The organism is Lysobacter sp. BMK333-48F3 (assembly GCF_019733395.1).
GTDB lineage: Bacteria > Pseudomonadota > Gammaproteobacteria > Xanthomonadales > Xanthomonadaceae > Lysobacter.
The window spans coordinates 1,078,567-1,104,211 of record NZ_JAIHOO010000001.1; the positions used below are offsets into that span (position 1 = coordinate 1,078,567).

At 70.8% G+C, this 25,645-nt stretch carries 26 protein-coding genes; 18 read left to right on the plus strand and 8 right to left on the minus strand.

Going from position 1 to position 25,645, the window contains the following annotated elements:
• Nucleotides 1-40: 40 nt before the first annotated feature.
• From K4L06_RS04505 to K4L06_RS04520, 4 genes are all read left to right on the plus strand, one after another.
• Nucleotides 41-3,064, plus strand: a complete 3,024-nt coding sequence (locus K4L06_RS04505; protein WP_221670258.1) for a TonB-dependent receptor — start codon at nt 41-43, stop codon at nt 3,062-3,064.
• A gap of 151 nt (nt 3,065-3,215) precedes the next feature.
• A complete protein-coding gene (locus K4L06_RS04510; RefSeq protein WP_221670259.1) occupies nt 3,216-3,956 on the plus strand; it encodes a Slam-dependent surface lipoprotein in 741 nt (246 codons plus the stop codon).
• A gap of 92 nt (nt 3,957-4,048) precedes the next feature.
• Entirely contained in the window at nt 4,049-5,533 is a 1,485-nt protein-coding gene (locus tag K4L06_RS04515) for a surface lipoprotein assembly modifier (RefSeq protein ID WP_255594986.1), read from the plus strand.
• A 57-nt stretch (nt 5,534-5,590) separates the two neighbouring features.
• Nucleotides 5,591-6,433: an energy transducer TonB gene (locus K4L06_RS04520; RefSeq protein ID WP_221670260.1), complete on the plus strand. Its 843-nt coding sequence runs from the start codon at nt 5,591-5,593 to the stop codon at nt 6,431-6,433.
• Nucleotides 6,434-6,447: 14 nt separating this feature from the next.
• Here K4L06_RS04520 and K4L06_RS04525 read toward each other — a convergent pair whose 3' ends face one another.
• From K4L06_RS04525 to K4L06_RS04540, 4 genes are all read right to left on the minus strand, one after another.
• The gene (locus K4L06_RS04525; RefSeq protein ID WP_221670261.1) at nt 6,448-7,107 is read right to left on the minus strand and encodes a hypothetical protein; all 660 of its coding nucleotides are present in this window, start codon (nt 7,105-7,107) and stop codon (nt 6,448-6,450) included.
• A gap of 19 nt (nt 7,108-7,126) precedes the next feature.
• Nucleotides 7,127-7,894 carry a thioredoxin family protein gene (locus K4L06_RS04530; RefSeq protein ID WP_221670262.1) on the minus strand — a complete coding sequence of 256 codons (768 nt, stop codon included), beginning with the start codon at nt 7,892-7,894 and terminating at the stop codon, nt 7,127-7,129.
• A gap of 198 nt (nt 7,895-8,092) precedes the next feature.
• Nucleotides 8,093-8,758: a glutaminyl-peptide cyclotransferase gene (locus K4L06_RS04535; protein ID WP_221670263.1), complete on the minus strand. Its 666-nt coding sequence runs from the start codon at nt 8,756-8,758 to the stop codon at nt 8,093-8,095.
• 44 nt (nt 8,759-8,802) lie between these two features.
• Nucleotides 8,803-10,023, minus strand: a complete 1,221-nt coding sequence (locus K4L06_RS04540; RefSeq protein WP_221670264.1) for a helix-turn-helix domain-containing protein — start codon at nt 10,021-10,023, stop codon at nt 8,803-8,805.
• A gap of 336 nt (nt 10,024-10,359) precedes the next feature.
• Here K4L06_RS04540 and K4L06_RS04545 point away from each other — a divergent pair, with 336 nt between their 5' ends.
• The 3 genes from K4L06_RS04545 to K4L06_RS04555 all read left to right on the plus strand — a co-directional run bounded on the left by K4L06_RS04545 (nt 10,360) and on the right by K4L06_RS04555 (nt 11,585).
• Nucleotides 10,360-10,812, plus strand: a complete 453-nt coding sequence (locus tag K4L06_RS04545; RefSeq protein WP_221670265.1) for a helix-turn-helix transcriptional regulator — start codon at nt 10,360-10,362, stop codon at nt 10,810-10,812.
• A gap of 31 nt (nt 10,813-10,843) precedes the next feature.
• On the plus strand, nt 10,844-11,254 hold the full coding sequence (locus tag K4L06_RS04550) for a VOC family protein (protein WP_221670266.1): 411 nt from the start codon (nt 10,844-10,846) through the stop codon (nt 11,252-11,254).
• Nucleotides 11,255-11,366: 112 nt separating this feature from the next.
• Nucleotides 11,367-11,585 carry a hypothetical protein gene (locus K4L06_RS04555; RefSeq protein WP_221670267.1) on the plus strand — a complete coding sequence of 73 codons (219 nt, stop codon included), beginning with the start codon at nt 11,367-11,369 and terminating at the stop codon, nt 11,583-11,585.
• Nucleotides 11,586-11,589: 4 nt separating this feature from the next.
• Here K4L06_RS04555 and gcvA read toward each other — a convergent pair whose 3' ends face one another.
• Nucleotides 11,590-12,516 (minus strand): transcriptional regulator GcvA, encoded by a 927-nt coding sequence (gene gcvA, locus K4L06_RS04560; RefSeq protein ID WP_221670268.1) that lies wholly within the window; start codon nt 12,514-12,516, stop codon nt 11,590-11,592.
• A gap of 141 nt (nt 12,517-12,657) precedes the next feature.
• On the opposite strand from gcvA, the gene K4L06_RS04565 reads away from it, so the two are divergent.
• From K4L06_RS04565 to K4L06_RS04575, 3 genes are all read left to right on the plus strand, one after another.
• Entirely contained in the window at nt 12,658-13,482 is an 825-nt protein-coding gene (locus K4L06_RS04565) for an MBL fold metallo-hydrolase (RefSeq protein WP_221670269.1), read from the plus strand.
• Nucleotides 13,479-14,339, plus strand: a complete 861-nt coding sequence (locus tag K4L06_RS04570) for an MBL fold metallo-hydrolase (protein ID WP_221670270.1) — start codon at nt 13,479-13,481, stop codon at nt 14,337-14,339. The genes K4L06_RS04565 and K4L06_RS04570 overlap by 4 nt, the downstream gene beginning before the upstream one ends.
• 164 nt (nt 14,340-14,503) lie before the next feature.
• The gene (locus K4L06_RS04575; RefSeq protein WP_221670271.1) at nt 14,504-14,908 is read left to right on the plus strand and encodes a hypothetical protein; all 405 of its coding nucleotides are present in this window, start codon (nt 14,504-14,506) and stop codon (nt 14,906-14,908) included.
• A gap of 247 nt (nt 14,909-15,155) precedes the next feature.
• Here K4L06_RS04575 and K4L06_RS04580 read toward each other — a convergent pair whose 3' ends face one another.
• Entirely contained in the window at nt 15,156-16,163 is a 1,008-nt protein-coding gene (locus tag K4L06_RS04580; protein WP_221670272.1) for a helix-turn-helix domain-containing protein, read from the minus strand.
• Nucleotides 16,164-16,269: 106 nt separating this feature from the next.
• On the opposite strand from K4L06_RS04580, the gene K4L06_RS04585 reads away from it, so the two are divergent.
• The gene (locus tag K4L06_RS04585; RefSeq protein ID WP_221670273.1) at nt 16,270-16,728 is read left to right on the plus strand and encodes an SRPBCC domain-containing protein; all 459 of its coding nucleotides are present in this window, start codon (nt 16,270-16,272) and stop codon (nt 16,726-16,728) included.
• A gap of 187 nt (nt 16,729-16,915) precedes the next feature.
• Here K4L06_RS04585 and K4L06_RS04590 read toward each other — a convergent pair whose 3' ends face one another.
• The gene (locus K4L06_RS04590) at nt 16,916-18,466 is read right to left on the minus strand and encodes a M4 family metallopeptidase (protein ID WP_221670274.1); all 1,551 of its coding nucleotides are present in this window, start codon (nt 18,464-18,466) and stop codon (nt 16,916-16,918) included.
• 690 nt (nt 18,467-19,156) lie between these two features.
• Here K4L06_RS04590 and K4L06_RS04595 point away from each other — a divergent pair.
• The 3 genes from K4L06_RS04595 to K4L06_RS04605 all read left to right on the plus strand — a co-directional run bounded on the left by K4L06_RS04595 (nt 19,157) and on the right by K4L06_RS04605 (nt 20,328).
• A complete protein-coding gene (locus K4L06_RS04595) occupies nt 19,157-19,531 on the plus strand; it encodes a hypothetical protein (RefSeq protein WP_221670275.1) in 375 nt (124 codons plus the stop codon).
• Nucleotides 19,528-19,794 (plus strand): hypothetical protein, encoded by a 267-nt coding sequence (locus tag K4L06_RS04600; protein WP_221670276.1) that lies wholly within the window; start codon nt 19,528-19,530, stop codon nt 19,792-19,794. The genes K4L06_RS04595 and K4L06_RS04600 overlap by 4 nt, the downstream gene beginning before the upstream one ends.
• A gap of 111 nt (nt 19,795-19,905) precedes the next feature.
• The gene (locus K4L06_RS04605) at nt 19,906-20,328 is read left to right on the plus strand and encodes a hypothetical protein (RefSeq protein ID WP_221670277.1); all 423 of its coding nucleotides are present in this window, start codon (nt 19,906-19,908) and stop codon (nt 20,326-20,328) included.
• 67 nt (nt 20,329-20,395) lie between these two features.
• Here the strand turns inward: K4L06_RS04605 and K4L06_RS04610 are convergent, their stop codons facing one another.
• Nucleotides 20,396-20,743 carry a cupin domain-containing protein gene (locus tag K4L06_RS04610; protein WP_221670278.1) on the minus strand — a complete coding sequence of 116 codons (348 nt, stop codon included), beginning with the start codon at nt 20,741-20,743 and terminating at the stop codon, nt 20,396-20,398.
• A 284-nt stretch (nt 20,744-21,027) separates the two neighbouring features.
• On the opposite strand from K4L06_RS04610, the gene K4L06_RS04615 reads away from it, so the two are divergent.
• From K4L06_RS04615 to K4L06_RS04630, 4 genes are all read left to right on the plus strand, one after another.
• Nucleotides 21,028-21,486, plus strand: a complete 459-nt coding sequence (locus tag K4L06_RS04615) for a hypothetical protein (protein ID WP_221670279.1) — start codon at nt 21,028-21,030, stop codon at nt 21,484-21,486.
• A gap of 473 nt (nt 21,487-21,959) precedes the next feature.
• Nucleotides 21,960-23,285 carry a glycosyltransferase gene (locus K4L06_RS04620; protein WP_221670280.1) on the plus strand — a complete coding sequence of 442 codons (1,326 nt, stop codon included), beginning with the start codon at nt 21,960-21,962 and terminating at the stop codon, nt 23,283-23,285.
• Nucleotides 23,282-24,619, plus strand: a complete 1,338-nt coding sequence (locus K4L06_RS04625; protein ID WP_221670281.1) for a condensation domain-containing protein — start codon at nt 23,282-23,284, stop codon at nt 24,617-24,619. Before K4L06_RS04620 ends, K4L06_RS04625 begins: the two co-directional genes overlap by 4 nt.
• Nucleotides 24,616-25,629 (plus strand): glycosyltransferase family 2 protein, encoded by a 1,014-nt coding sequence (locus tag K4L06_RS04630; RefSeq protein WP_221670282.1) that lies wholly within the window; start codon nt 24,616-24,618, stop codon nt 25,627-25,629. The genes K4L06_RS04625 and K4L06_RS04630 overlap by 4 nt, the downstream gene beginning before the upstream one ends.
• Nucleotides 25,630-25,645 lie beyond the last annotated feature (16 nt).

The following is a 25,645-nucleotide window of genomic DNA, read 5'->3' on the forward strand; positions in this document are numbered from 1 at the left end:
GCCGGAGCCGGGCTCCGATCCGACTTGAGGAGTTGTTCGCATGTCTTTCGCTCCGGCCCGCCGCCGGCGGCCGTTCGCGCGCGTCGCGCCGGCGGCCTGCATCCACCTGGTCCTGACCGGACTGTTCGCGCCGAACGCCGGCGCGCAGCAGGCGCCGGCGCGCCGCTACGACATCCAGGCCCAGCCGCTGTCCGCCGCGCTGCGCGAATACAGCCGGATCAGCGGCGTGCAGGTGGTGTTAGACAGCGCCGACGGCGCCGGCCTGCGCTCGGCGCCGCTGCACGGCGAACACAGCGGCGCCGACGCGCTGCAGCGTCTGCTTGCCGGCACCGGCCTGGACCCGCAAGCGCGCGGCGCGGGCACCGTGGTTCTGCGCCGCGCCGATGCCGGCGCGGACGACGGCACCCTGCGCACCGACACGCTGAGCGTCGGCACGGCCGCCGACGAGGCGGGCGGGCGCGACGAACGCGGCTACGACGCGGTCTACGACCAGGACCTGTCGACGGTCTATGCCGGCAAGACCCAGATCGAGCGCTACAAGGGCGCCGCGCCCGCCGACGTGTTCAAGGGCATGCTCAATGTCTACAGCGGCGACGCGCGCAACAGCGGCGCGCTCGACCCGAACATCCGCGGCATCCAAGGACCGGGCCGGGTGCCGCTGACCATCGACGGCACCGAGCAGGCGCTGACCGTGTGGCGCGGCTACAACGGCGCCAACAACCGCAACTACATCGATCCGAACCTGATCGGCGGCATCCAGGTGATCAAGGGACCGAACCTCACCCGCAACGTCAGCAGCTCGATCGGCGGCGCGGTGGTGGTCAACACCCTGGAAGTCGCCGACATCCTCGCGCCGGGCGAGCGTTTCGGCGGCGAGCTCAAGCTCGAGAGCAGCGACAACGCCGTCGCCCCGCGCCTGCCGACGCTGTCCACCGGCCGCGACTACCGCAGCATTCCCGGCTTTCCGGCCAATCCGCAGGCGACCTACTACGATCCGACCCTGTACCGGCCGGTGCGCAGCGGCGGCGGCCGCGACCTCATCGGCGGCGGCGACCACGCCCTGCGCCTGGCTCTGGGTATGCGCGAAGAACGCGTCGACCTGCTCGCCGCCTATGCCTACCGCAAGAAGGGCAATCACTACTCCGGCGACCGCAGCGGCGACTTCTACGCCCGGCCCTACGATCCGGCCAAGAGCCTGAACTACATCACCAGCCTGGCGCGCTTCTACCATCCCGGCGACGAAGTGCCCAACACCTCCAGCGAGATGGAATCCTGGCTGCTCAAAGCCACGGTCCGCGCCAGCGAGCACCAGACCCTGAAGTTCGGTTTGCGCGACACCCGCTCGGCCTACGGCGAAATCCTGCCGACGCGGATTTCCTGGCGCGACACCACCGGCAGCGGCGCGCCGCAATGGCCCTTGAGCCGGGTCGAGGCCAAGGCCTACAACCTCGAATACGCCTGGCGCCCCGGCGGGCGCTGGTTCGACGTCTACGCCAACCTGTGGACCACCCGCACGGTCAGCGACACCTACAGCGCCGGCGGTTTTCCGAACTGGGCCACCTTCGACGAACCGATCCTGCGCAACACCGCCCTGGCCAACGCCCGCCACGACCGCAGCGGCCTGACCTTCAGCAACAAGAGCGCGCTGAGCGAGAACCTGGACCTCACCGTCGGCCTCAACTACCAGCACGAGCGGCTGCGCTCGGACGATACCTACAACGGCGTCGCCGACGGCTGGCGGATGTTCCCGCGCGCCGGCCGGCGCGAAGAGCGCGACTTCAGCCTCAAGCTGGACTGGCGCGCCAACCGGCGGCTGAGCCTGAGCGCCGGCCTGCGCCACCAGTCCTACTGGGCCTACGACGACTTCCTCGCCGACCGGCTGGCCCGCGGCGACGCCCGTCTGGGCCAGGTGCTGTTCCCGCAGCGCTACGCGATGAGCTACTACACCCGCGACCCGCGCGTCGGCCAGGCCGCGCTCGACGCGCGCATCGCCACCATCCGCCGCAACGCGGCGCGCTTCAACTGGACGCCGCAGGTGGTGGCGACCCAGATCGAGCAGGCCACCTACAGCGTGCGCAACGTCGGCCCGGACTGGCGTCCGGACGCGCGCGGCCGGTTCCGCCGCGCCGACAACGTGTTCCTCAACGGCAGCCTGGACGGCATCGACTACGGCCGCGCCAGCGCCTCGCTGCAACCGCAGTTCCTGCAGCAGTCGGCCGGGCACCACGACGGCAGCGGCTGGACCCCGACCCTGGCGGCCACCTTCAACCTGAGCGACCAGGCGCGGCTGTACCTACGCCACAGCCAGGCCCGGCGCTATCCGAGCATGTTCGAGAGCACGCTGGGCTTCTCCGCCAGCCTGCCGGTGGCCGCGCTTGAACCCGAACACGCCTATAACTACGAACTGGCCTACGTGCACGACTTCAGCCGCGCCCTCGGCGCCGACTACGCCGACCTGAAGCTGAGCTACTACCACCACCGCACCCGCAACGTGATCGAGCGCAGCGGCCAGCTGCAGTTCTCCAACATCGACCGGCAGACCCTGCGCGGCCTGGAGTTCCAGGGCCGCTACGACAACGGACGCTATTTCGCCGACCTCAGCGTGGCGCGCAACCTGGAGAACGAGGTCTGCGACGAAAGCGTGGCGGCGACCAACGATCCCACCGGCCGGATCGGCGTGCCGAACTGCGTACAGGCCGGTTTCGTCGGCGGCTATCTGATCACCCAGGCGCTGCCCAAGTTGTCGGCCAACGCGACCTTCGGCGCGCGCCTGCTCGAGCGCAGGCTGGAACTGGGCGCGCGCGTGGTCCACCACAGCCGCTACCAGAACGCCGACTACGACCTCTACCAGGAGCAGCGGCTGGGCGCGTATTTCAACGTGCCGCTGGCCTGGGACCGGATCACCACCTACGACGCCTACGCCAACTACCGCCTCAGCGAGGCACTGGCGCTGGAGCTGGTCGGCACCAACCTCGGCGACCGGTACTACGTCGATCCGCTGACCCGCTCGGCGATGGCGGCCCCGGGCCGCACGCTGAAGTTGAGCCTGACGGCGAAATTCTGAAGGCGTCGCCGCGAGCCGCGGCGACGTCGCGCGCCGGCGACGGCGCGCAGCACCGGATCTGTTGCGCACGAAGCAATGGATGAGCGACCGGGCGCAGACCGCGCTCTAGCCAAAGTTCATCCCATCGTTCCCATCTCTCAAGGAGTTCCACATGAAGCGCATGAGCCTCGCCCTGTCCGCCCTGGCCCTGGCGACCCTCGCCGGCACCGCCCAGGCCGCCGTGGTCGGCGACCAGAGCGACAACACCTACGTCGAAGCCGGCGTGTCGACCGTCAACGCCGGCCCGCACATCGCCGGCCGCCCGGGCATCGGCGTATACACCATGGGCACCGACCGCAAGGTCGACTTCCAGGCCCTGCAGAGCTTCGCCCCGGCCGACGGCAACGGCGTCTCCAGCCTGGTCTCGCCGATCACCCCGCCGAGCCATAGCGGCATGGGCGTATTCCACTTCGCCAAGGTCGCCGGCCACAACGTCTACTTCGGCGAGTGGTCGCAGAGCGCGCCCACCGACGGCACCCACACCGTCTATTACGCCGGCGACAACGCCGGCACCAGCGTGCCGGCCTCGGGCAGCGCGACCTACACCGTCGCCGGCCTGAATCAGTACAACGGCGGCAACAAGCTCAACGGCAGCTTCACCGCCAACTTCGGCGCCGGCCAGCTGAGCGGCAGCCTCAGCAACGGCACGGTGACGGTGAACATCGGCACCGCGGCGATCAGCGGCACCGGCTTCTCCGGCAGCGGCGCCAGCGCCTCGGTCGGCGGCGCCACGGTCGCCAGCGGCGGCGTCAGCGGCCAGTTCTTCGGCGCCAACGCCGCGGCGCTGGCCGGCGTGACCCGCTTCGACGACCGCCTGTACGACACCGCCTTCGGCGGCACCAAGAATCCCTGAGGGATTCGCCGGTAACGGTGCGCGGCCGGCCTGTCCGGCCGCGTTCCGCCGTACCGCCGCACGCCGGCGGCGCGCGGCTCCGGCCTTCGACGATGAATCGCCACCGCAACCCACCCCGCGCGCTGATGCGCGCCGTCCTGGCGTTGGGCCTGTTCGCCGCCGGCGCCGCCGCGCCGGCGCAGGACCGCGACGACACCCGCCTGCGCCTGGACCACGGTCTGGAACTGCGCCAGGCCGAACGCGAGCGCGCCTTGCTCGAGGCGGAGAACGCCGCGCGCGATAGCGCCGCGGCGCCCGCCGCAGCCGAGCCTGGCGACCCCGACGCGCTCGCCGCCGCGCTCTACCACGCGCTCGGCGCGCGCCGCTGGGCGCAGGCGCGGGAATGGCTGCGCCGCTATCGCGCCCTGCCGCAACCCGACCCGATGCTGGTGCTGTACGCGCAAGGCGCGCTGGCCCGCGCCGACGGCGACCTGAGCGGCGCCGAACGCGACTACCGCGCCCTGTTGGCGCTGCAACCGGACTTCCTGCCGGCGCAATTGGAGCTGGCGCGGGTGCTGTTCGAGAACCAGCTCGACCGCGAAGCCGAGCGACGCTTCCAGGCCATCGCCGCGACGCTCGATGCCGGCGACCCCAAGACCGCCGGCGTGCGCCGTACCGTCGAGTCCTTCCTCGATGCGCTGCGCAACCGTCGCGCCTGGCACGGCAGCTTCGCCGCGGGCCCGACCTGGAACGACAACATCAACCAGAGTTCGGCCAGCCGCACCTGCCTGCTGGCCGCGCCCGACGGCCAGTGCGCAATCGAGCGCAGCCTGCCCGCGGCGATCCGGGGCGGCGGACTGGACTACGACGCCAGCCTGAGCCGGCGCCAGCCGCTGCAAGGCCACCACGGCCTGTACCTGCGCTCGCTGCTGTATGGCTATGCCTACCGCGACCAATCCCGGCACGACGAAACCACCTGGACCGGCAGCGCCGGCTACGCCTACGCCAGCGCCCGCCACGCCTTCAGCGCGGCGCCGCAGTTCGAGTACGCCGCGTACGGCCGCCGCAGCCTGCACGGCGCCTGGGGCGCGCGCGCGGACTGGACCTGGACGATCTCGCCGCGCTGGCTGTTCAAGCTCGAAGGCGAGCACAAGCGGCTGCAGTATCGCCGCGCCGAACTGGCCGGCTACGACGGCGGCAGCAGCGCCGTCTACGCCACGGTATGGCGCGCGCTGCCGCGTCGCTGGCTGCTGTTCGGCGGCCTCGACCTGGTCCGCCGCCAGACGCGTCGCGACACCGAGGCCTACCGCCAACACGGCCTGCGCCTGGGCCTGTCCAAGCCGTTCGACGCCGGCGTGTCGCTGCTGCTGTTCGCTTCGCTGCGCCAACGCGAGCACGAACGCTGGAATCCGACCTTCCAGGCCCGCCGCCGCGACGACGAGTTCAACGCCACCGCGATCCTGCGCCTGCCGCGCCTGGCCTTCGCCGGACTGGTGCCCAGCCTGACCCTGAAACACCAACGCACCGCCAGTTCGATCGACTGGCTGTACGGCTACGACCGCGACATCCTCAGCCTCAAGCTGGAGCGCGCGTTTTGAAGCGGCGCCGCACTTGCGCCCGCGCGACGGCCGCGACTGCGCCGCGCAGGACGCGCCATGCTCGCTGATCTGGCCGGCACGCCGAATGCCACGCCTGCGCCGCGGCGGCGCGCGCCCACCCAAGCCCGCGCCGCGCCGACCGTGTCGCGGCCGCGGTCGGATCCGCGGCCGCGCGGCGAACGGGCCTGGCCTGCTGGCCTGGCGTTGTCGCTGATCTTGCACGCCGCGATCGGGGCGCTGCTGTGGCAGTGGCGTCCGGCGCCCTTGCCCACGCCGCCGCCAGCGAGCGCAGCGGTGCTGCTGGAGCTGTCGCTGCTGCCGCGTGCGCCGGCGGCATCGCGGCACGATCTCGTACCCGGGCCAGCGCGCCCCGAACGCAGTGCGGCGGCAACGCGAACGCCGCCGCACGCGGTCGCGCCGCCGCGCCGCGTCAGCGCCGAACCCGACACGCTCGCCGTCGCCGCGCGACCGTCGACGCAGCAGCCGGCCGAGAACGCCCAAGCCACGGCGCCGTCCGAGCCGTCGGCGGCCTCCGCGCCGCCGGCCGTGGCGGCGACGCCGGCCGCGCGCCCGGCCGCGACCGAGGACGCCAGCGGCGTCGGCGCCGAGCCGTCGCGGCAATGGCAGCAGCTCCTGCTCGGTCATCTGCAGCGCTACAAGCGCTACCCGCGCCAGGCGCGACGGCTGCGCCAGGAAGGCGTGAGCCAAGTGCGCATCAGCGTCGCCGCCGACGGTCGCGTGCTGGCGGTGCGCCTGGAACGCTCCAGCGGCCACGCATGGCTCGACGCCGAAGCGCTGGCGGTGGCGCAACGCGCCAGTCCGGTGCCGGCGCCGCCACCGGACGGGGACCGCGCGCAGGTGCAGGTAGTGGTGCCGATCGAGTTCTACATCGCCTCCTGAGCCGCACCGGCGGCTCAGCCGCGCATCGCCAGGATCGCGCCGGCGATCCCCAGCGATGCGGTCCAGCCGTGCCGCACCGCGCGTGCGCCGGCCCATGACGACAGCGCGGCGAGGCCGCGGGCGACACCGGTCGCGACCGCGGCGACGACGAGCAGCATCGCCGCCAGATGCACGGCGGCCATGGCCAGGGCGAGCGCGAGCGGTCCGCCCGGCGCGGCCGCATCGCCGCTCGCGCACATCGGTCCCAGGGTCGGCAACAGGATCAGTCCGGCGCCTTGGCCGGTGGCGGTCAGGCACGACCACAGCGCGAGTCCGGCATGGCCGCCGCGCCAAGCCGGCGCTATACGCATCGATGCGGCAGGCGCTGCGGATAGGTCGCTACGGACCGCACCGGCGTCCGGCAGGGCTCGATACACCGCGGTCGCGATCAGCAGCGCCGCGGCGCACCGCCGGCTGAGCCCGGCATCAAGCCACAGCCCCTGGGCGAAGGCGAACGCGGCGATAGCCAAGGCCGCGGCGTGGCCGGCGGCGAGCGCGATCACGCCGCGCGCCGTCGCGACCGCGTCGTGCGCGCCCGCATCCCGCGCGGCGAGCAGACACCAGCCGTTGATCGGGCTGAGCCCATGCAGCGCGCCGGTCGCCGCCATCAACGCCCAGGGCCACCACCCGTCCACGCGCCGGCACCGGTCCGGCTCAGCCTTGCGAACCGCAACACGCGCCCGCCGCGTCCGTCTCATAGCGGTCGTGGTGGCGCACCCAGGCCATCGAATACTCCAGGCCGTCCTCGTCGCGCCCCTTGGGCGTCAGATCGAGCAACGGATAGGTATGCATCATCACTTCGACGCCGCGGCCGTAGCAGGAATAGGTGTGGAACACCGCGCCGGTCGGGTCGCGGTAGAACACGCTGACGCCCGGCGCTTCCTCGTGCGGGAAGGCCTGGCGCACGTAGTTGTAGTTCACCTGTCCGGACGACATCTCGTCCTGATCGAAATTGACCCCGAAGTCGCGATTGAAATCGCTGCCGTAGGACGACGCCCAGGCGAAACCCCAGCCCATGCGCCGGCGGAAGGCTTCGATCTGCGCCAGCGGCGCGCGCGAGATCGCGACGAAGGCGACGTCGCGCTGGGCCAGGTGGGCGATCGCGCCGTCGTTGTGATCGGCCATGAAGGAACAGCTCTTGCAGCCCTGCTCCCAGCCGGGCGCGAACATGAAGTGCTGGACCAGCAGCTGGCTGCGGCGGCCGAACAGCTCGCCCAGCCGGCGCGGTCCCTGCGGCGTATCGAACAGATAATCCTTCTCGACCCGCAGCCACGGCAGCGCGCGGCGTTCGCGCGCGACCTGGTCCTGCAGGCGGGTCAGTTCCTTCTCGCGCATCAGCAGCCGGCGGCGTTCGGCCAGCCAGCGCTCGGCGGGAACCACGGCATGGCCGGCGAGGCCGGCGTCGGCGGTGACAGCGTTCATCGTGTACTCCTCGGCCCGAGGGGCCGTCGTAGGGAAGGCGAGGCGAAGGTTCGTCGAGCCGGATCGGTGCCGTTCGGAACCGTACCGTTCGGAAGCGGCGCCGTTCGGCAAGGGCGTGCCGTTCCGGCCCGCGAACCGGTGAGGGGGAGATCGGATCCGGCGCGGCGGCAGCGAGCCGCCGCTGGCGCGATGCGGGCGCTAGCCGGTCTTGGCTTTCGGCCGGCGCACCGCGCGCACCCGGCCGCTGGAACCGCCGCCGCAATAGAACAGCTCCGCGCCGTCGGACTCGAGCCCGCTGACGAAGGTGTCGGCCGGCATCGCCAGCCGTTGCAGCACCGCGCCGCTTTGCGGTTCGATCCGGCGCAGTTCGCTTTCGTCGCCTTCCCAGGTGGCGTGCCAGAGCTCGCCGTCGACCCATGTCACGCCGGTGACGAAACGATTGGATTCGATCGTGCGCAACACCGCGCCGCTGGCGGGGTCGATCTGGTGGATCTTGCGTTCGCGGTACTGGCCGACCCACAGGCTGCCTTCGGCCCAGGCCAGGCCCGAATCGCCGCCGGCGCCGGGCGCCGGGATCGTCGCCAACACCTCGCCGGTGGCCGGGTCGATCTTGTCGATGCGCGCTTCGGCGATCTGATAGAGGTAGGTGCCGTCGAATGCGGTGCCGGCATCGGCCGCGCGCTCGATGCTGCGTTCGACCCGGCCGCTGGCGGGGTCGAAGGCCAGCACCTGGGCGCCGGTGGCGGCCCAGACATGGCGGCCGTCGTAGGTCACTCCGGCGATCTTGTCGACGCCGTCGAACGGGCCGTATTCGCGCACGATCTGCGCCGGCAACGGGTCGGGCTGGTGGGCGTTGCGGGCCATGCTGGACTCCCGAGTGCGCCTCGTCGCGGCGCGGTGAGGCCAATCTACTCAGACGGCAGCGAAGCGGGGAGTAACAAGATCGTCGTGAATCCGAGCAGCGGCGGCGCCAGCCAGCGCTGGGCGCGGGCGCGGCCGACCGAACGCACCCGGCCCTGGTCCTGCAACTCGGCCAGGGCGCGCTGCACCGAGCGCTGGCTGGCGCCCAGCGCCTGCGCCAGGCCCGAGGTCGACCAGGCCGCGCCGTCGGCGAGCAGGGCCAGCAGCGAGGCCTGGCCGCCGTCGATCGGCGGCGCCAGCACCTCCACCCTGCGCCCTTGCCGCGGCCGCAGGGCGAAGCCCTGCGCGGTCGCTTCGATCGCAGCCGCCGGCGCCAGCAGCGCGCGCAGCCGGCCGATCTCGACCCGCAGCCGCGCGCGATGGCTGTCGTCGGCGGCGCGAGTGCGGAACACGCGCGCGATCAGCTCGCCGCGCTCGGCCTCGCCGGGCCAGGCTTCGGCGAGGGCGCGCAGCAGGGCGAACAGCACCGGCCGCCGCGCCAGCGGGCGCCAGGCCTCGCCCGCCTGCCAGCCGCGACGGCAGGCATCGACGACCAGCGCGTCCGAGGCGAACAAGGCTTCGACCTGCTCCAGGCGCAGCGGTTGCTCGTGCCCGGCGCGGATCAACCGCGCCGCGACGGATTCGAGCGCGCCGCGGGCCTCGGCGGTCTCGGCGACCAGCGAGGCCACCCCGGCATGCCGCGCCGCCGCTTCGGCTCGATCCAGGGCCGCGTGCGCGGCTCGGGTGCGCAACGAGCGCAAGGCCAGTTCGGCCTCGACCAATGCCGCCACGGCGCTCAGCGCCGGCGGCAGACCGGTCGGGTCCAGCGAGGCCAAGGCCGAAACCGCTTCGTCCAGGCGACCGAGCAACAGCGCCCGGCGTGCCGCGATCAGCCGCGCCTGGCCGGCGTTGGCGCGGTCGCCGCGTTGGGCCAGCGCCGCCTCGGCCTGGGCGAGGGCTCGCGGCGAACCGCCGAGCTCGCGCATGGCCAACGCCGTTTCGGCCTCGGCCACCACGCAGCGCGCCCGCGCCCCGGCCTCGCGCGCGCCGAACCCGCGCGCGGCGCGGCGCAGCAGCTCGCGCGCACGCGGGTAATCGCCCAGTTGGGCCATGGCGATGCCGCGCAGGGCCAGCGCCGGCGGGTCCTCGCGCAGGGCCACCCGCTTGAGCGCGGCGAGCGCATCGCCGACGGCCAATGCGCGTCCGGCGGCGGCGATCAGCGAGTCCATCGCGCCACGCTACGCCGGCGCCGCGGCGGCGTACAGGGCAGCGACCGCGGCGACGCATGCCGCCGAGGTCTCTGCGTGCCCGCGTGCGCGGCACGACGGCCCGAGACCCGGGGCGCAGGGGGTTGCGCGCGCTTGCCCCCTGCGTCCCTTTCGCAGCCGCTCGGACCAGTGAAGCGAAGCAGCGGCTAAGCGGAACGCGCGACGAAACCTTCCGCCGTCGTTCCCGCGAAAGCGGGAACCCAGGGCTTCACCGAGACATGATTGCGAAGCCGCTGCCTGCCTGTGCTGTGATTACGCCACTCGCGCTGGCGACCTCGCCGTGGCAGGATCGCCGCCGTGACCAGCCGACCCACCGCAGCCGCCGCCACGGTGCACTTGCGCGATCTCGCGCGGCTGCGCCGTGTGCGCGACCGGATCGACCGCGAGTACGCGCAGCCGCTGGACGTGGAAGCCCTGGCCCGCGCCGCCGGCATGTCGGCCGGCCATCTCAGCCGCCAGTTCAAGCTCGCTTACGGCGAATCGCCCTACGCCTATCTGATGACCCGGCGCATCGAACGCGCCATGGCCCTGCTGCGCCAAGGCGAGCAAAGCGTGACCGAGGTCTGTTTCGCGGTCGGCTGCTCCTCGCTCGGCACCTTCAGTACCCGCTTCGCCGAACTGGTCGGCATGCCGCCCAGCGTCTATCAGCGCCAGCACGCGCAGGCCACCGCCGGCCTGCCGTCGTGCGTGGCCAAGCAAGTGACAAGACCGATCAGGAATCGAGAAGCGCCGGCCGCCGAGCCCGCCTAGGATGACGGCTCACTCACCAACCGAGACGGCCATGAACCTCAACATCCACTCCAGCTTTCTGCCGCACAACGATCCGGAAGCCTCGCTGGCCTTCTACCGCGACACGCTCGGCTTCGAAGTGCGCAAGGACGTCGGCTACCAGGGCCTGCGCTGGATCACCGTCGGCCCCAGCGGCCAGCCCGCGACCTCGATCGTGCTGTACCCGCCCAACGCCACCCCCGGCATCACCGACGAGGAACGCCGGGTGATCGCCGAGATGATGGCCAAGGGCACCTTCGCCATCCTGATGCTGGCCACGCCCGACCTGGACGGCGTGTTCGCCCGCCTGCAGGGCGGCGAGGTCGAAGTCGTGCAGGAACCGACCGATCAGCCCTACGGCGTGCGCGACTGCGCGGTGCGCGATCCGGCCGGCAACTTGATCCGCATCCAGGCCCAGGGCTGAGCCGAGCGGCGGCCGCGATGCCACGCGGCCGCCATCGCCCACAGCCGCTGCCGCTACCGTCTCTCCCCGGCTGCGCGCCGGGGCCCATCGGTCGTCCCGCCCAGGAGCGCTCATGAACGCGAATCAGTGGATCCGGCAATTCCACCGTTGGACCTCGATCGTCTTCACCCTCAGCGTCATCGCCACCTTCATCGCCCTGGCGCAGGAAAAACCGATCGTCTGGGTGTCGTATGTCCCGCTGTTGCCGCTGGCCTTGCTGGCATTGACCGGGCTGTACCTGTTCGCCCTGCCCTATCTGGCCAAGCGGCGCCGGCCCGCGGCCGGCGAATGAGGCCTCACGCGCCGGCGCCGGCGTCCATCGCCGTCGCTTCCGCGCGCAGCCAACGGCAGAACGCGTCGATCGCCGGGTGCGCGTCCGCGCCCGGCCGGCGCACGATCCAGAACGCATAGGCGTTGTCCAGCGACAGCGCGAACGGCCGCACCAGCCGTCCGCGCTGCAGGTCTTCCGCGACCAGCGGCGCCACCCCCAGGGCCACGCCGTGGCCCGCGGCCGCCGCTTCCTGGGCCAGATAGATGCTGGCGAACAGCGGCCCGCGGCCGGCGTCGATGCGGCCGGCGCCGGCCGCCTGCAACCACGCGCGCCAATCGGGCACGCCGGCGCGGCCGGCCGCGCTTTCGTCGTGCAGCAAGGTGTGCCGGCGCAAGTCCTGCGCGCGCTGCAGCGGCCGCGCCGCGTCCTTCAGCAGCGCCGGCGCGCAGACCGGAAACGCCGGCGCCGGCATCAACCGCTCGGCGCTCAGGCCCGGGTACGCGCCGACGCCGTAACGGATCGCCACGTCGATGCCGTCGCGGACGAAATCGGCGTGTTCGTTGCCGGTTTCGATGCGCAACTTGAGTTCGGGATGGGCCTGGTGGAACCGGTGCAGGCGCGGCGCCAGCCATTTCGCCGCGAACGACTCCATCGTGCTCACCCGCAGATCGGCCGCGGCCGGCGCGGCGACCCGGTCCAGGGCCAGATCTAGCAGGCCGAACAACTCGCCCAGCGACGCGGCCAGGGTCGCGCCTTCGCCGGTCAGTTCGATCGCGCGGTGGCCGCGGTGGAACAGCTTCGTCCCCAGATACGCCTCCAGGCGCTTGACCTGATGGCTGACCGCGGCCGGGGTCACGAACAACTGCGCCGCCGCATCCTGGAAGCTGCGGCAGCGCGCGGCGGCCTCGAAGGCGCGCAGGGCGTTGAGCGGAACGGGAGGACGCGGCTTCACGGTGGCCTCGGGCGCGGAACTCGGGCGCGGAAGCCGGCATCGTATCAAGTTAGTTTTTCTAATGTGTACGCGAAAACATCTCGTTTGTCGCGCCGGCCGGCGCTGGCCATCCTGGCCGCCCCGCCCCCGCAGGCACGCGCCATGAAAGTCGAGCCGCTCCACCCGGATGTCGTCATGTTCGTCGGCGACGAGTACGAATCGGTCGCCACCGCCTTCTTCGACGGCGACGACGCCCTGCTGGTCGATGCGCTGGCCGGCGAGGCGGATGCGCGCCGCCTGCGCCAGGTGCTGTGCGAGGAACTGGGCAAGACCGTGCGGGCGGTGGTCTCGACCCACCGCATGAGCGACCACATGGCCGGGCTGGCCCTGTTTCCGCAGGCGCTGGGCATCGCCCACCGCCACCACCGCCATACCTTCCTGTCGCAGAACCGACGCGTCGACGCGTACTACCGCGAACCGAAACTGGTGTTCGACGCCGCGATGAGCCTGCGCTGGGGCCGCCACGAACTGCATCTGCTGCACAACCCCGGCAAGACCCTGGACCATCTCAGCGTCGACGTGCCCAGCGCCGACCTGGTCTGCGCCGGCGACAACATCGTCGGCCGCATCGTCTACCTGTCCAAGGCCGACCCGGCGCAGATCCGCGCCGCGATCGGCCGGATCGCCCAGCTCGGCCGCGGCACGGTGATCGGCGGCCACATCGGCCGCTTTCCCGCCGCCGCGCTCGGGCAGGCGTTGCACTACCTGGACCGGTTGCAGGACACCGTGGTGGGCATCCGCGGCGAAGCGGTGCCGGAGCGGGCCGAACGACGCATCCGCGCGATCGCGATCGAAGACTGCCTCGCGCCCGGCGTGACGCCGACGGCGTTCGAGCGCGAATGGCACGGCCACAACCTCGACGTCATCGTCGCCCAATCGGTGTTCGCGCTCGACGCCACGCTGGCCGCAGGCGAGGCCCGCGCATGAGCGCCGGCCGCGATCCGTCCGCCTACCGCCTGCAGCGGCGCCGTTTGCTGCTCGGCGGCGTCGGCCTCGCCGGCGCCGCGCTAATGGGTGCGCGCTCCGCCTTCGCCGCCGCGGGCCAGGGACTGCGCATCCAGCGCCTGGCCTGGGCCGGCATCCGCCTGCAACTGCCGGCCGCGAGCCTGTTCGTCGATCCGCTGATCAATCCCGAGGAATGGGGCCAGGCTTTGGCCGACCCGTTGATTCCGGTCGAGGTCGCCGACGGCGATGCTTATGTCCTGGTCACCCACGCCCACGGCGACCACTTCGACGCCAAGGCCGCCGCGCAGGCCCTGCGCAACGGCGGCGTGCTGGCGCATCCGGCCGGCACCCATCCGCTGCCGATTCCGCCCAAGGCGCGGGTGCGGCCGAGCGCGCTGTGGGAGCCGCAGTTGCTCGGCGACTTCACCGCCACCGCCGTGCCGGCCTCGGACGGCTACGGCGACCCGCAGGCCTCGTGGGTGATCTCGGCCGGCGGCCGACGCATCTTCCACGGCGGCGACACCCTCTGGCACGGGCACTGGTGGCGCATCGGCCGCCAATACGGCCCCTTCGACGCCGCCTTCCTGCCGATCAACGGCGCCCGCTTCGGCTGGCGCAAACCGGTCAGCGGCCAACCCGGCGTGCTGACCCCGGAACAGGCGGTGGCCGCGGCGACCATCCTCGGCGCCAAACGCCTGGTGCCGATCCACTACGGCGTGTCGGGCCTCGCCGAGTACGTCGAGGTCGACGACCCGATCGGACGATTGCGCGCCGCCGCGCGCGGCCAGGCCGTCGAGATCCGTCCGCTCGCGCCCGGGCAATGGCTGGATTGGGATTGATCCGCACGTCTGGCGCTCCCTCCATCGCGTGCAAACGGCTCGGCGTCGATGACGGCTCGGCAGTTTCCTGTCCGCACGCAATCGCTTAGTCTGACTGCGTACCGGACGACGCCATGATGCTCGCTCCCGGCCAACAAAGATTCGGAAAGGTCCGGCGGCGCCGCATGAACGATCACAATCCCTATCGCGCACCGGCCGGTCCCGCCGGTTCCACTCGTCCCGCCGGTTCCGCCGCCTCCGACACTCGCTGGCAGCTCGCCACGGCTTTGCTGGTCACCATCCAGACCCTGCTTTCTGCAGTCTACGGTTACAACTCGATCGAGCTGCTGCGCCACGGCGACATCAGCTTGGTCGCCCTGTTGTTCGCGGTATTGGCTACCGCCCTACTGATCGCAGGCGGGGTCCTGGTCTTGCGCAGGCGCCGCTCCGCGGTTTACCTGTCCGCATTGTCGGCGGCTTGCTACGCCCTCGCGCTGCTGCAGTGGTACGCCGACCTCGCTTTGACCGGCATGGCGATCGCCACGGCCACCGCCGTCGTCGGTTTCCTGATCGCCCGACCGAAGGCATAGCGTCGCCCCTGATCCACCACCATCCAGGCAACGGCTGGATCGGGATCGCTCCACCTCCCCTTGTAGGAGCGGCGTCAGCCGCGACCACCGAAGCGATGGACGCGAGCGAAGCATCCGATGGAAGCTTGCGGCAGATACGCTTTCGAACACCGCTTCGGTGGTCGCGGCTGACGCCGCTCCTACAGGCTGCTTGCGGTTGGCGACGCAATCGGCTCGGCGGCAAAGGCGCGCACGCAAAGCTTGCGACCTAGGCCTCCAACCGCCGCCGGTTGCGCAAGCGGTACTGCGCCGGCGTCACCCCGGTCTTGCGCTTGAACAGTTTGCGGAAGAAGGTCGGATCCTCGTAGCCGACGATCGCGGCGATCTCGTCCACGCCGGCGTCCTCGCACTCGAGCCGCTGCTTGGCCGCTTCGATCCGCAACGATTGCGCGTACTCGACCGGGCTGTAGCCGGTGGCGGCCTGGAAGCGCCGCTTGAAGCTGCGTTCGGCCAGGCCGGAATACGCCGCCATCGCCGCGACCGGGTTGGCGGCCGCGTAGCGCTGCGCGATCCAGGCCTGGACCTTGGCGATCGCCGCATCGTTGTGCTGGCGCGGACGAGCCATGGACGCGAACGGCAACTGGCCCTGGCCGCGGTCGCCGATCAGGAACAGCCGGGCGACGCGCGAGGCTTCTTCCTGGCCGCAGAACCGGCCGATCAGGTACAGCGCCAGGTCCTGCCAGGCGGAGGCGCCGCCGGCGGTGATCAACTGGCCGCCGCGGCCGCTGTCGCACAGGATGCGCTCGGGACGGAACTTCACCTTGGGGTAGCGATCGCGGAACAGGTCCGCGAGTTGCCAATGCGACGCCACCTCGGCGCCGTCGAGCAGGCCGGCTTCGGCCAGCAGGATCGCTCCGCTGCATGAGGAGCACACCAGCGCGCCCTGCTCGGCGTGCCGGCGCACCCAGGCGATTTCCTCGCGCCAACGCCCCGCCGGAGACTCCTGCGGCGCGAGGTGGATGTCGCACACGATGACGATGTCGGCGGGGGCCTCGTGCAAGCCGTCCTGCGGCGTGACCCGCAGGCCGGTGCTCGACGCGAACGGCCGGGCGCGGCGCGCCACCAGGCGCGGGTGCAGCGCGCGCGGACCGGCCTCGGGATTGCTCGCGGTGTCGCCCAGCACTTCGTGCAGCCCATAGGCCGCCATGGTCCCGCCCTCGGGCAGGGACAGGATCGACAGGTTCAGCGCGGTCTTGGGTCGGGGACGGACGGGCACCCGGCGATCGTGGCACAAAAGCCCCGATTCCGGCGAATCCGCCTCTCGTTCCGGGCCGCTGCGCGAGCGATCTTGTCGCCACCCCAACCACTGCCCAGGACAACACATGCACGCGCAAGAAGGCCTCGTCGACATCACCCGCCAACTCGCCCACCCCACCAGCGCGGTCTACGCCGCGTGGTCGCAGCAAGAGGCGCAGCTCGCCTGGGGCGACCCCGGCGATGGCTGGCAGCTGGCGTTCGACGACTTCCGCTTCGCGGTCGGCGAAGTCGACGTCTGCCGTTTCGGCCCCGTGGACGGGCCGCAGTACCTCAATCGCAATCGCTACCTGGTCCTGGACCCGGAGCGGCAGATCGTCTACGCCACCTCGCTGCAGACCGACCAGGGCTTGAGCTTCTGCGGCACGGTCGAGGTCGATCTGGAACCGCACCAGGGCGGCACTCGGCTGCGTCTTCGCGAACGCGGCTATTACCTCGGCGACGGCGACAGCGCCGAAGCGCACCGCGAAGGCTGGGAAAGCATGCTGTCCGCGCTGGGCGAGTATCTCGACGCCCGCGCCGGTTGAAAGCCGCGGAGCCGAAAGTCGGTAGCGCGAGCGAAACGGTCCCCCGGCCGAAGCCGGGGGACCGCGGGTTGCAACGATTCCGATCCGCTGCCGTCGGTGCCGGACGCCCACTCGAGAATGCGGCGGGACGATGCGGCGACCGAAGGCGCGGCCGACGTGGGACGGGCCGAAGAGAACGGCCCGGAGGTTACTGGGCGGTCACGCCGACCTGGGCGAATGCGTCGATCACGTCGGCGGTGCTGTAGCCCAGGTCGCTGGCGGCCTGGCGCACGCCGACGCCGCCCTGGTTGAAGGTCGTGCTCGGGGTCCAGTAGTCCTTGTTCGCCTTGGCGAAGGCCTTGAACGCCTTGACCGTGCCCCAGTTCGGCTTGTTCGCCAACAGGTAGAACGCCTTGTTGAACACGCCCGAGGAGTAGTGCACGTCCAGGCCGGCGCGGTAGTCGCGGGCATGGCCGATCGAGCGGCCGTCCTGCGGCGGATTGGCGAAGTAGCGCAGCGCGCGGCCGCTGGCCTTGAAGATGTCGGCGCCGACCAGGAAATCGTTGCGGCCGCGGTGGTAGAACTCGGCCGCTTCGCCGGCGATGTCGGAGAACGACTCGTTGATGCCGCCGGACTGGCCGGAGTAGATCAGGCCCGACTGCTGCTCGGTGAACCCGTGCGAGGCCTCGTGCGCGACCACGTCCAACGAGACCAGCGGATAGAACGTGCTGCGGCCGTCGCCGAAGGTCAGGGTGCGGCCGTCCCAGAACGCGTTCTCGTAGCTGTTGCTGTAGTGCACGCGCAGGTTCAGCTGGAAGTTCAGCGGCGAAACGCCGACGTAGGCCCGGTAGGTGTCGAACACCACCTTGCCGAAGAAGTGGGCGTCGTTGAGCGGCGAGTAGGCGCCGTTGATCGGCTTCACCGTGTTGCGCGGACCGGTGTAGGAGTACGCGGTCGAGCCGCTGGTGCCGTGGTTGAGGTTGATGGTTTTGACGTTCGGGGTGTTGAAGCTGTAGCTGCTGCCGCTCTGGGTGACGTCGATGAAGCCGCGCCCGCCGCTGCCGTACTCGTACTGGCCGATCTTCTGGTTGCCGCCCGGGCCGGTGCCGACCTCGGCGTGGTTCAGGCCTTCCCACTGCTTGAGCACCCGCCCGCTGACGGCGTCGACGATCGCGAACGGCCGGGTCGGCTCGCCGCCCTGCGGCGCGTCGGCGAAGAAGTCCACCGCGTAGGCCAGGTGGGCGCGGTCGGCGTCGTCCAGGTAGATCACCTTGCGGCTGTTCTGCTGGCCCACGCGCAGCGACGCCGCACGCTGGCCCAGGGCCGCGCTCTTCGCCAGGCCCAGCGCCTGGGCGCTGTCGATCCTGGCCTGCAGCTTCGGCACCTCCGCGCCGATCCCCGCGACCGAGCGGCCGAACAGCGCGCGCACGTTGCCCTGCGCGTCCTCGCGCACGACCACGTGCTCGCCGAACACCGGAATGCCGCGCCAGCTCTGCTGATAGCGGTAGTTGCGCGAGCCGTCGGCGTCCTGGCTGCTCTTGAGTTCGCCCAGGCTGGAGTCGGCATCGAGCGCGATCAGTTCGGCATGGCGCAGCGGCGCCTTGGCGACGGCGCCGGATTGGGCCGTGGCGGCCTGGTACTGCCGGTTGAGCTTGGCCACGTCGACGCCGTGCAAGTCGACGCGTTGCGCCGCGCCGGCGGCGCCGGCGGCCAGGGCCAGGGAAACGGCGAAGCTCAGTACCGATACGTTGCGGTTCATTGGAATACCCCCGAAGGTCAGCGATTGAGTGACGGCCGCGGGCGCGGCCGATGTGCGGCGTTCCGCCGGCGCGTCCGGGCAGCGCGCGCCGGATATCGATTCACCGATTCCGGCGGGGTCGCGACTGCCGCGGACGAGGACGTGCGGCGGAATCGACGCTAGGGGGCGGGCGAAAAACGAATCAAACCCGACTGCCGTCGTCACGTCGCGGATGAGACGGCGATTTTCCCGATTCCAGAGGGCATAGGACGAAACTCCTTGGCGGTCCGGCACTTCGGAATTTCCCGTGTTTTCGCACTGAAAAACCCGCGTGCCGCTGGCGACCCAGGCCTATGTTGCAGTGCAACATAGTTCGGGCGCGCCGCTTGCGCCGATTCCGTTCGATCGGCACGACTGCGACGTGACCGAGTGGGTGATTCGAGTTGGCCGAAGGTCGATGGCGTCGGTGGCGAGATCCGTTCCTGGCCAAGATTCATCGCGTCGCCGATCCGTCAACCCGGCTTCGTGACCGACGTGGCCGCGTGACTGCGATATATTCGAGCACTAATCGAAATCGGCGGCCGCTATAACGTTTCGTCATTGCAGGGGCATAAGCACCGCTACCGTTCGACGGCGGTCCCGATCGATGAGCCGCACACCCACCCGATCGCCACTTGATCGGCTCACCGCAATCGCCGATATCCATTCCCGATGAAACACGTCGACGAGAAGACCCTGCTGCGCCACGCCCTCGCCGAGCTGGATGGCAAGGCCAAGCACCCCAGCCGATTCGCGCACGTCCTGACGACGCTCTCGCTTTGGCTGCTGACGTTCTCGGTCGCCATGCTCTACTTCCGCTACGGACAGCCCGCGCACTGGACCGACGCCCTGCTGGCGACAGTTTGCCTCGGCGTCGGCGTCTGGCTCACCCACGACCTATATCGCAGCACCTCGCGCCGGCACTGGTCGCAACTGGCGCCGTACATCGATCGCGCCAAGCTGGAGCAGCGCTTGCGGCGGCTCGATATGCCTGAGACGGCTGGCCCGGACCCGACTCGTCCCTCACCCGACGACAAGACACCATGACCCGAAAACGACTGCAAGCTGTCCTCGTCGCGCTGTTTTCAGCCGGCTGGCTGGTCCCGCTCGCGTTGGGGGTCGATATCTGGCTGAACTTCTGGCAACTCGAAGCCCGGCCGCTGTTGTCCGGCGTCCCGCGCGGCAATTCCTTTCCCTTCATCGACGCGACCAAGGACTGCCTGCGCTGGGCCTTGCTCTGGATCGGCGCCGTGGTCGCATTCTGGTCCTATCGGGCTTTTACCGCGACTGCCCGGACTGGCGCCCCATGAAGCCGGCGCCAGCTAGGCGCCAGACGAATACCGGCGCGAGCGGCCCGCTGTACTCGTGCTGCCCGCAGCGGACTTCCCTAAACTACGCGTTTTCGCTTAGATCGCCGGCACATGCTCTGGAAACGAATAGCAAAATTCTCTGCTGCACTGCTGCTGGCACAAGGGGCGATCGGGTTCTTCGAGGGATCGTTGATGCCTACCGTTCCCAGTCCTGAGGAGGCGATCGGCCGCTGGCTGGCGACGGCTGCTCTAGGCGCTCTGGCCTCGGCGATCCTGTTCGCCGCGTTCACGGCTAACGGCGGCTCCCGCCCCTGGCTGCAAGCCGGGCTGGCGTTGTTCGTTTACGTCGTTGCTGATTGCGCTATCGCCACCTTGATGCCGATGCAACTCGGCCGCACTCCGACCATCCAGCACTGGATCGACTTCGCAGTGACGGCCCTTGGAGCCTCTGTCGGCACGGGGCTGGGCGTTCTAGCGCGCAAACCTCCCGTGCCGGAGCCAGAAGCCGCGCCGTCGCCCCGCAGCTCGGGATAAGGCCCAAACCGAAGCCCGGCCTGTTTCGCTAGCGGCTCGATCCGGCTTAGAGCTCGCCCGTAGCCACTCAAAGCGGAGCGATCTGCTTGTCGCTTTCTTCTCCGGCGGACGGATGCAGATGCACCGCCAGCCACAACGCCCCCTGCGACACCCGGCGCACGCTGTGCGGCGTTCCGGCGGGCAGGAACAGGTGATCGCCGGCGCGCAGCTCGACCGATTCGCCCGCGACTTCCAGCGTCGCCTCGCCCTGCAGCAGCGCCACCCATTCGTCCTGGGGCTGCACGTATTCGGTCGGCTCGATCGCCGCGGAGCTGAGGATCCGCTCTACCACCAGGTTGCGGTGGCTCAGCAGGGCTTCGAAGCGCTCGCCCTCCTCGGGCGCTGGCGCGCCGGCGAACAAGTTGCCGATCTTCATGTCGTATCGCTCCGCTGCGCCCGTCGTCGTGCGCGATCTTCTACCGCAACGCCCCGGCAACGGCAACGAACCCATCGCGTCTCCTCCCTTTGTAGAGGCAGGGGGGATTTGCTTTCGCTCCCCAAGGCCGCCGAGACGACCCGCGGCCTGCCACCCCATCGCCCCTCTGGCCGCCCCCGCCCACCCGGGCCGTTGGAACACACGTCGGCCGCATGCAGCGAATACGGCCGAGCCGGATCGCCCCCACCGAACGGCCCACCGACGAGTTCCGCCCAGGCCCCCTCATGGACGACGACAAACTGCGCACCGAATTGCAGGCCGAGTATCTCTACTTGCAGAAGGTCATCGAGGACTTCGACGCCCGCGCGTTGACCATCAAGGCCTGGAGCGTGACGTTCGGCCTGAGCGCCGTCGCCGGCGCTTTCGCCAGCAACGCCCGGGAAGTGTTGCTCGTCGCCGCGCTCAGCGCCCTGGCGTTCTGGTTTCTGGAAGCGATGTGGAAGTCGCTCCAGCTCGGCTACGTCGAGCGCAGCCTGGCGATCGAGCAGCATCTTCGAAACGCGGCGCCGGTCGCCGCGCCGTTCCAGATCGGCACGGCCTGGAAGACGTACTGGGACCAGCGTGGACGCGCGATGTGGGCGCGCACCCTGTGGTGGCCGCATGTCGCCTTCCCGCACGCCCTGGTCGCGGCCGCCGGCGCGCTGCTGTACCTGCTTTCGGGATACGGCGCGGTCGAACTCTAGCGCGGCCTTGCGCGGCCGATCGGCCGGTCGTACTCGATCTGCGGCCCGAACACAGCGCGATCTACAGGTCTATCGCGACGCCCCGGACTTTGTTCGAAACCGGGCTTTTTCCCGGATTTTTCCGAAACGGATAACGCGGTCACAGGGTGCGGCACGAGCGCGCGCGACCCGCGACGAACTGTGATGCCGCCAAGGGAAAACTTCCGTGGCGCAGCATTAGATTCCAACGACACCGGTCGTTTCGCGGCGACCCGGCGCACGCCGCCCGGGGACCGAACGTCCGGCGATTCCGTTGCAGCAAGACCCGCGTCCGACCGACGGATCCCGTCCCGGGTCCGCGACGAGCGCGGGCGGACGCCAGCGGCACAAGCCGGCCATCGCGGCCGCGGGCCGAGGGCGCGGCACGACGCTCCGCGGGCGGACTTCGCACGGCGGGCGCGACATCCACCGTCAGAAGAGGCTGCGATTCACCCATGAGCACGCGGGCGCCGATCGCCATCTTCACCATCGGAACCCAGGGCGACATCCGTCCCCTGGTCGCGCTCGGACGCGGGCTGCGCAGCGCGGGCTACCCGGTGCGCATCGTCACCAGCGACAACTTCGCCGAGCTGGTGCGCGGCGCGGGGCTGGAGCACTACCCGCTGACCAGCGATTTCCACGCCATGCTCCACGCCGACCGCAGCATCGCCGACCGCGGCCTGGACATGCGCGAAATGGCGCGCGTGTTCCGCCGCCAGTACGCGCAGTGGGCGCGCAGCTGGGTCGCCGAAGGGCGCGCGGCGATCGAAGGCGCCGGGCTGCTGATCGGGGTCGGCAACAGCACCTTGCTGGCCAAATCCCTGGCCGAGGCCCACGGCATCCCGTTCGCCGCCGCGCAGCTGCAGCCGCTCACCCCGTCGCGGCTGGTGCCGCCGGTGGTGCTGGCCGGCAAGAAACGCAACCTGCCGCCGCTGCTCAACGTCGCCAGCTATCACCTGTTGCGTCACCTGGTCTGGCATGTGATGAAGCCGGCGCTCAACGACATCGTGCGGCCCCAGCTCGGGCTGAAGAAATATCCCTGGTACGGCCCGTACTACCGCAATGCCGACACCCGGGTGGTCTACGGCTTCAGCCGCCACGTCTCGCCGCGCCCGGCCGACTGGCCGCAGAACGTGCAGATCGCCGGCTACTGGTTCCTGGACGACGCCGGCTGGCAGCCCTCGCCGGAACTGCAGGCGTTTCTCGCCGCCGGACCGAAACCGGTCTACATCGGTTTCGGCAGCATGGTCTCCAGCGACGCGACCCAGTTCACCCAGACCGTCGTCGACAGCGTGCGCAAGAGCGGTCGGCGCGCGGTTCTGGCCACCGGCTGGGGCGGACTGGACCATCCCGACGGCGCGCTCGACGAGCAGATCTTCTTCATCCGCCAGGCGCCGCACGACCGCCTGTTCCCGTTGATGTCGGCGGCGGTGCACCACGGCGGCGCCGGCACCACCGCGGCGGCGGCGCGCGCCGGCATCCCTTCGATCATCGTGCCCTTCTACGGCGACCAGCCGTTCTGGGCCCATTCGCTCAACGCCCTGGGCGCCGGTCCGGCCGCGCTCGACCGCAACCGGCTCGACGCCGACATCCTGGCCGACGCGCTGGAACAGGCGCACGACGTGCCGATGCAGCAGGCCGCGGCCGCGCTGGGCGAGCGCATCCGCGCCGAGGACGGCGTGGCCGAGGCGATCCGCCACCTGCGCAGTTGGGGCCTGCTGGAGCCGGCCGTGGAAGAGCGCGGCAAGGCGTCCCTGCAATGGTTGGGGAACACCGCATGACCGGCGCGGACCGGACCGCGTCGCCCGATGCCGCGCAGGCCCTGCAGCGGCCGCTGAGCCTGTTCGAGCGCGGCATGTACCTGGAAGGCCAGGTGCCGGTGGCGATCGTGATTCCGGCGCGCATCGAGGGCCGGCTGGACGAGGCGCGCCTGCGCCGCGCCCTGGCCCGGATCCAGGCCAAGCACCCGGTGTTGCGCAGCGTGGTGGAGGCCGTCGACGGCCGGCCCTGGTTCAAGGAGCAACGACCGGCGCCGCCGATTCCGCTGCGCGTGGTCGAGCGCGACGACGACCAGCGTTGGGAACGCGAAAGCGAACTCGAGCGCAATCGTCTGTTCGCCGCCGAGCGCGAACCGCTGGTGCGGGTCGTCCTGGTGCGCGGGGCCGACGCGAGCGAACTGCTGCTGACCTGCCATCACTGCGTCTGCGACGGCGTTTCGGTGCTGACCCTGCTGCGCGAACTGCTGCTGTTGTGCGACGACCCGGAGCGCGACATCGGCCGCCACGACGCGATGCCGCCGGTCGACGCCTTGCTGCCCGATTCCGTGCTCGGCGACGGCGCGATCCGGCGCCGGCTGCGCTGGAAGACGGTCCTGTTCAACCTGTGGGTGCGCACGCGCCGGATCGGCCCCGCGGTCGGCTATGGCCCGGTCTACAGCACCCGCTGGCAGTTGGACGCCGCCGACTACCGCGCCCTGGCCGAACGCTGCCGGCAGGAACAGGTCACCGTGTTCAACGTCGTCGGCCTGGCGCTGATGCTGAGTTTCCGCGACATCCTGGGCAAGCAGGCGATCGAGCAGTTCTCGCTGCCGGTCGACGTGCGCCGGTTCCTGCCCAAGCTCGGCGCCGATTCGCTGTTCGCGATGGCGCCGACCATCCAGCTGTCGCCGGCGATCGCCACCGGCTTCGGCGGCGACGAGGGCGAGTACTGGACCGTCGCCCGCGGCATGCGCAAGGACATCGACGCCAAGATCGGCGAGCTCGGCCCGCAGGTGCACGAGAACCTGCTCGGCATGGAGCGCGTGCACGCCCTGTTCGACCGCCTGATCGCCTATTCGCGCTCGCGCCGCGGCGGCCGCGGCGTCACCCTGTCCTACCTGGGCAAGCTCGACCTGGCGCGCGATTACGGCGATTTCCGGCTCAAGGCGGTGCTCAGCCCGACCGCGGCGCTGGCGCCGACCCCGGCCAACCTGGTCACCATCGTCGCCGACCAGGACGTGCTCGATTTCGCCCTGACCTCGGACGAACAGTCGCTGCCGCGCGCGCAGGCCGAGGCGATCCGCGACCGCACCCTGCAACGGCTGCGCCGGCTGGCGCAGCGGGAGACCGACGCATGAGCGAGTCCCAGGCCGACTCCGCGGCGCTGCCGGCCGCTGTCGCCGCGCAGCCCTCGCCGTCGCCCGCGCTGGACGACGACACCGCCGGGACGACCGTGTTCGGGCTGATCTTCGTGCTCTACCAGCCCACCGCCGAGTTCGTGCGCAACCTCGACAAGGCGCGCGCGCAGTGCCGGCACGTGGTCGCGGTCGACAACTCGCCGCAGATCGATCCGGAACTGCACGAGGCCCTGCGCCGCGGCGGTACCACGGTGATCGCCAACCACAACCGCGGCGGCTTGGCCGGGGCCTACAACCGCGGCACCGAGGCGCTGCTGGCGCAAGGCTGCGAGGTGGTGTTCCTGCTCGACCAGGACTCCGATATCGCCGAGGACTTCTTCGCCGACATGATGCGCGCCTGCGCCGAAACCGGCAGCCGCACCTTCCTGATCGGCCCGAAGATCTACGAGATCAACCTCGGCAAGTGCATGCCCTCGATCCCGCCGGGCCGGCGCTTCCCCAAGCCGCGGCGCATCGACGACGAGCCGCAGGGCCTGTTCCCGTCGCTGTTCGTGATCTCCTCCGGCTCGGCATTCTCGGCCGAGACCTTCCGCCAACTCGGCGCGTTCCGCGAAGACTATTTCATCGAGTACATCGACATCGAATACGGTTTGCGCGCCTCCGATCACGGCATTCCGGTGTACATGAACGCCGGCGTGACCATGCGCCAGACCACCGGCGCGATCGAACGCCACGGCAAGATGTTCACCACCCACCACGTCGCCTGGCGCCGCTATTACGGCGCCCGCAACGCGGTGCACGCGCTGGGCCTGTACCGGCGCAAATGGGCGCTGCACTGGCTGCCGGGCCTGCTGGCCGTGCACCAGTCGGTCTGCGTGCTGCTGTTCGAACCGCGCAAGCTGGCCAAGGTCGCGGCGATCTGGTGCGGCTACCTCGACGGCCTGTTCGGCCGGCTGGGCACCTTCGAAAGCCGCCACCCGCGCATCCACGCCTTCTGCACCCGGCGCTGACCCGGCGCGCGTGCCC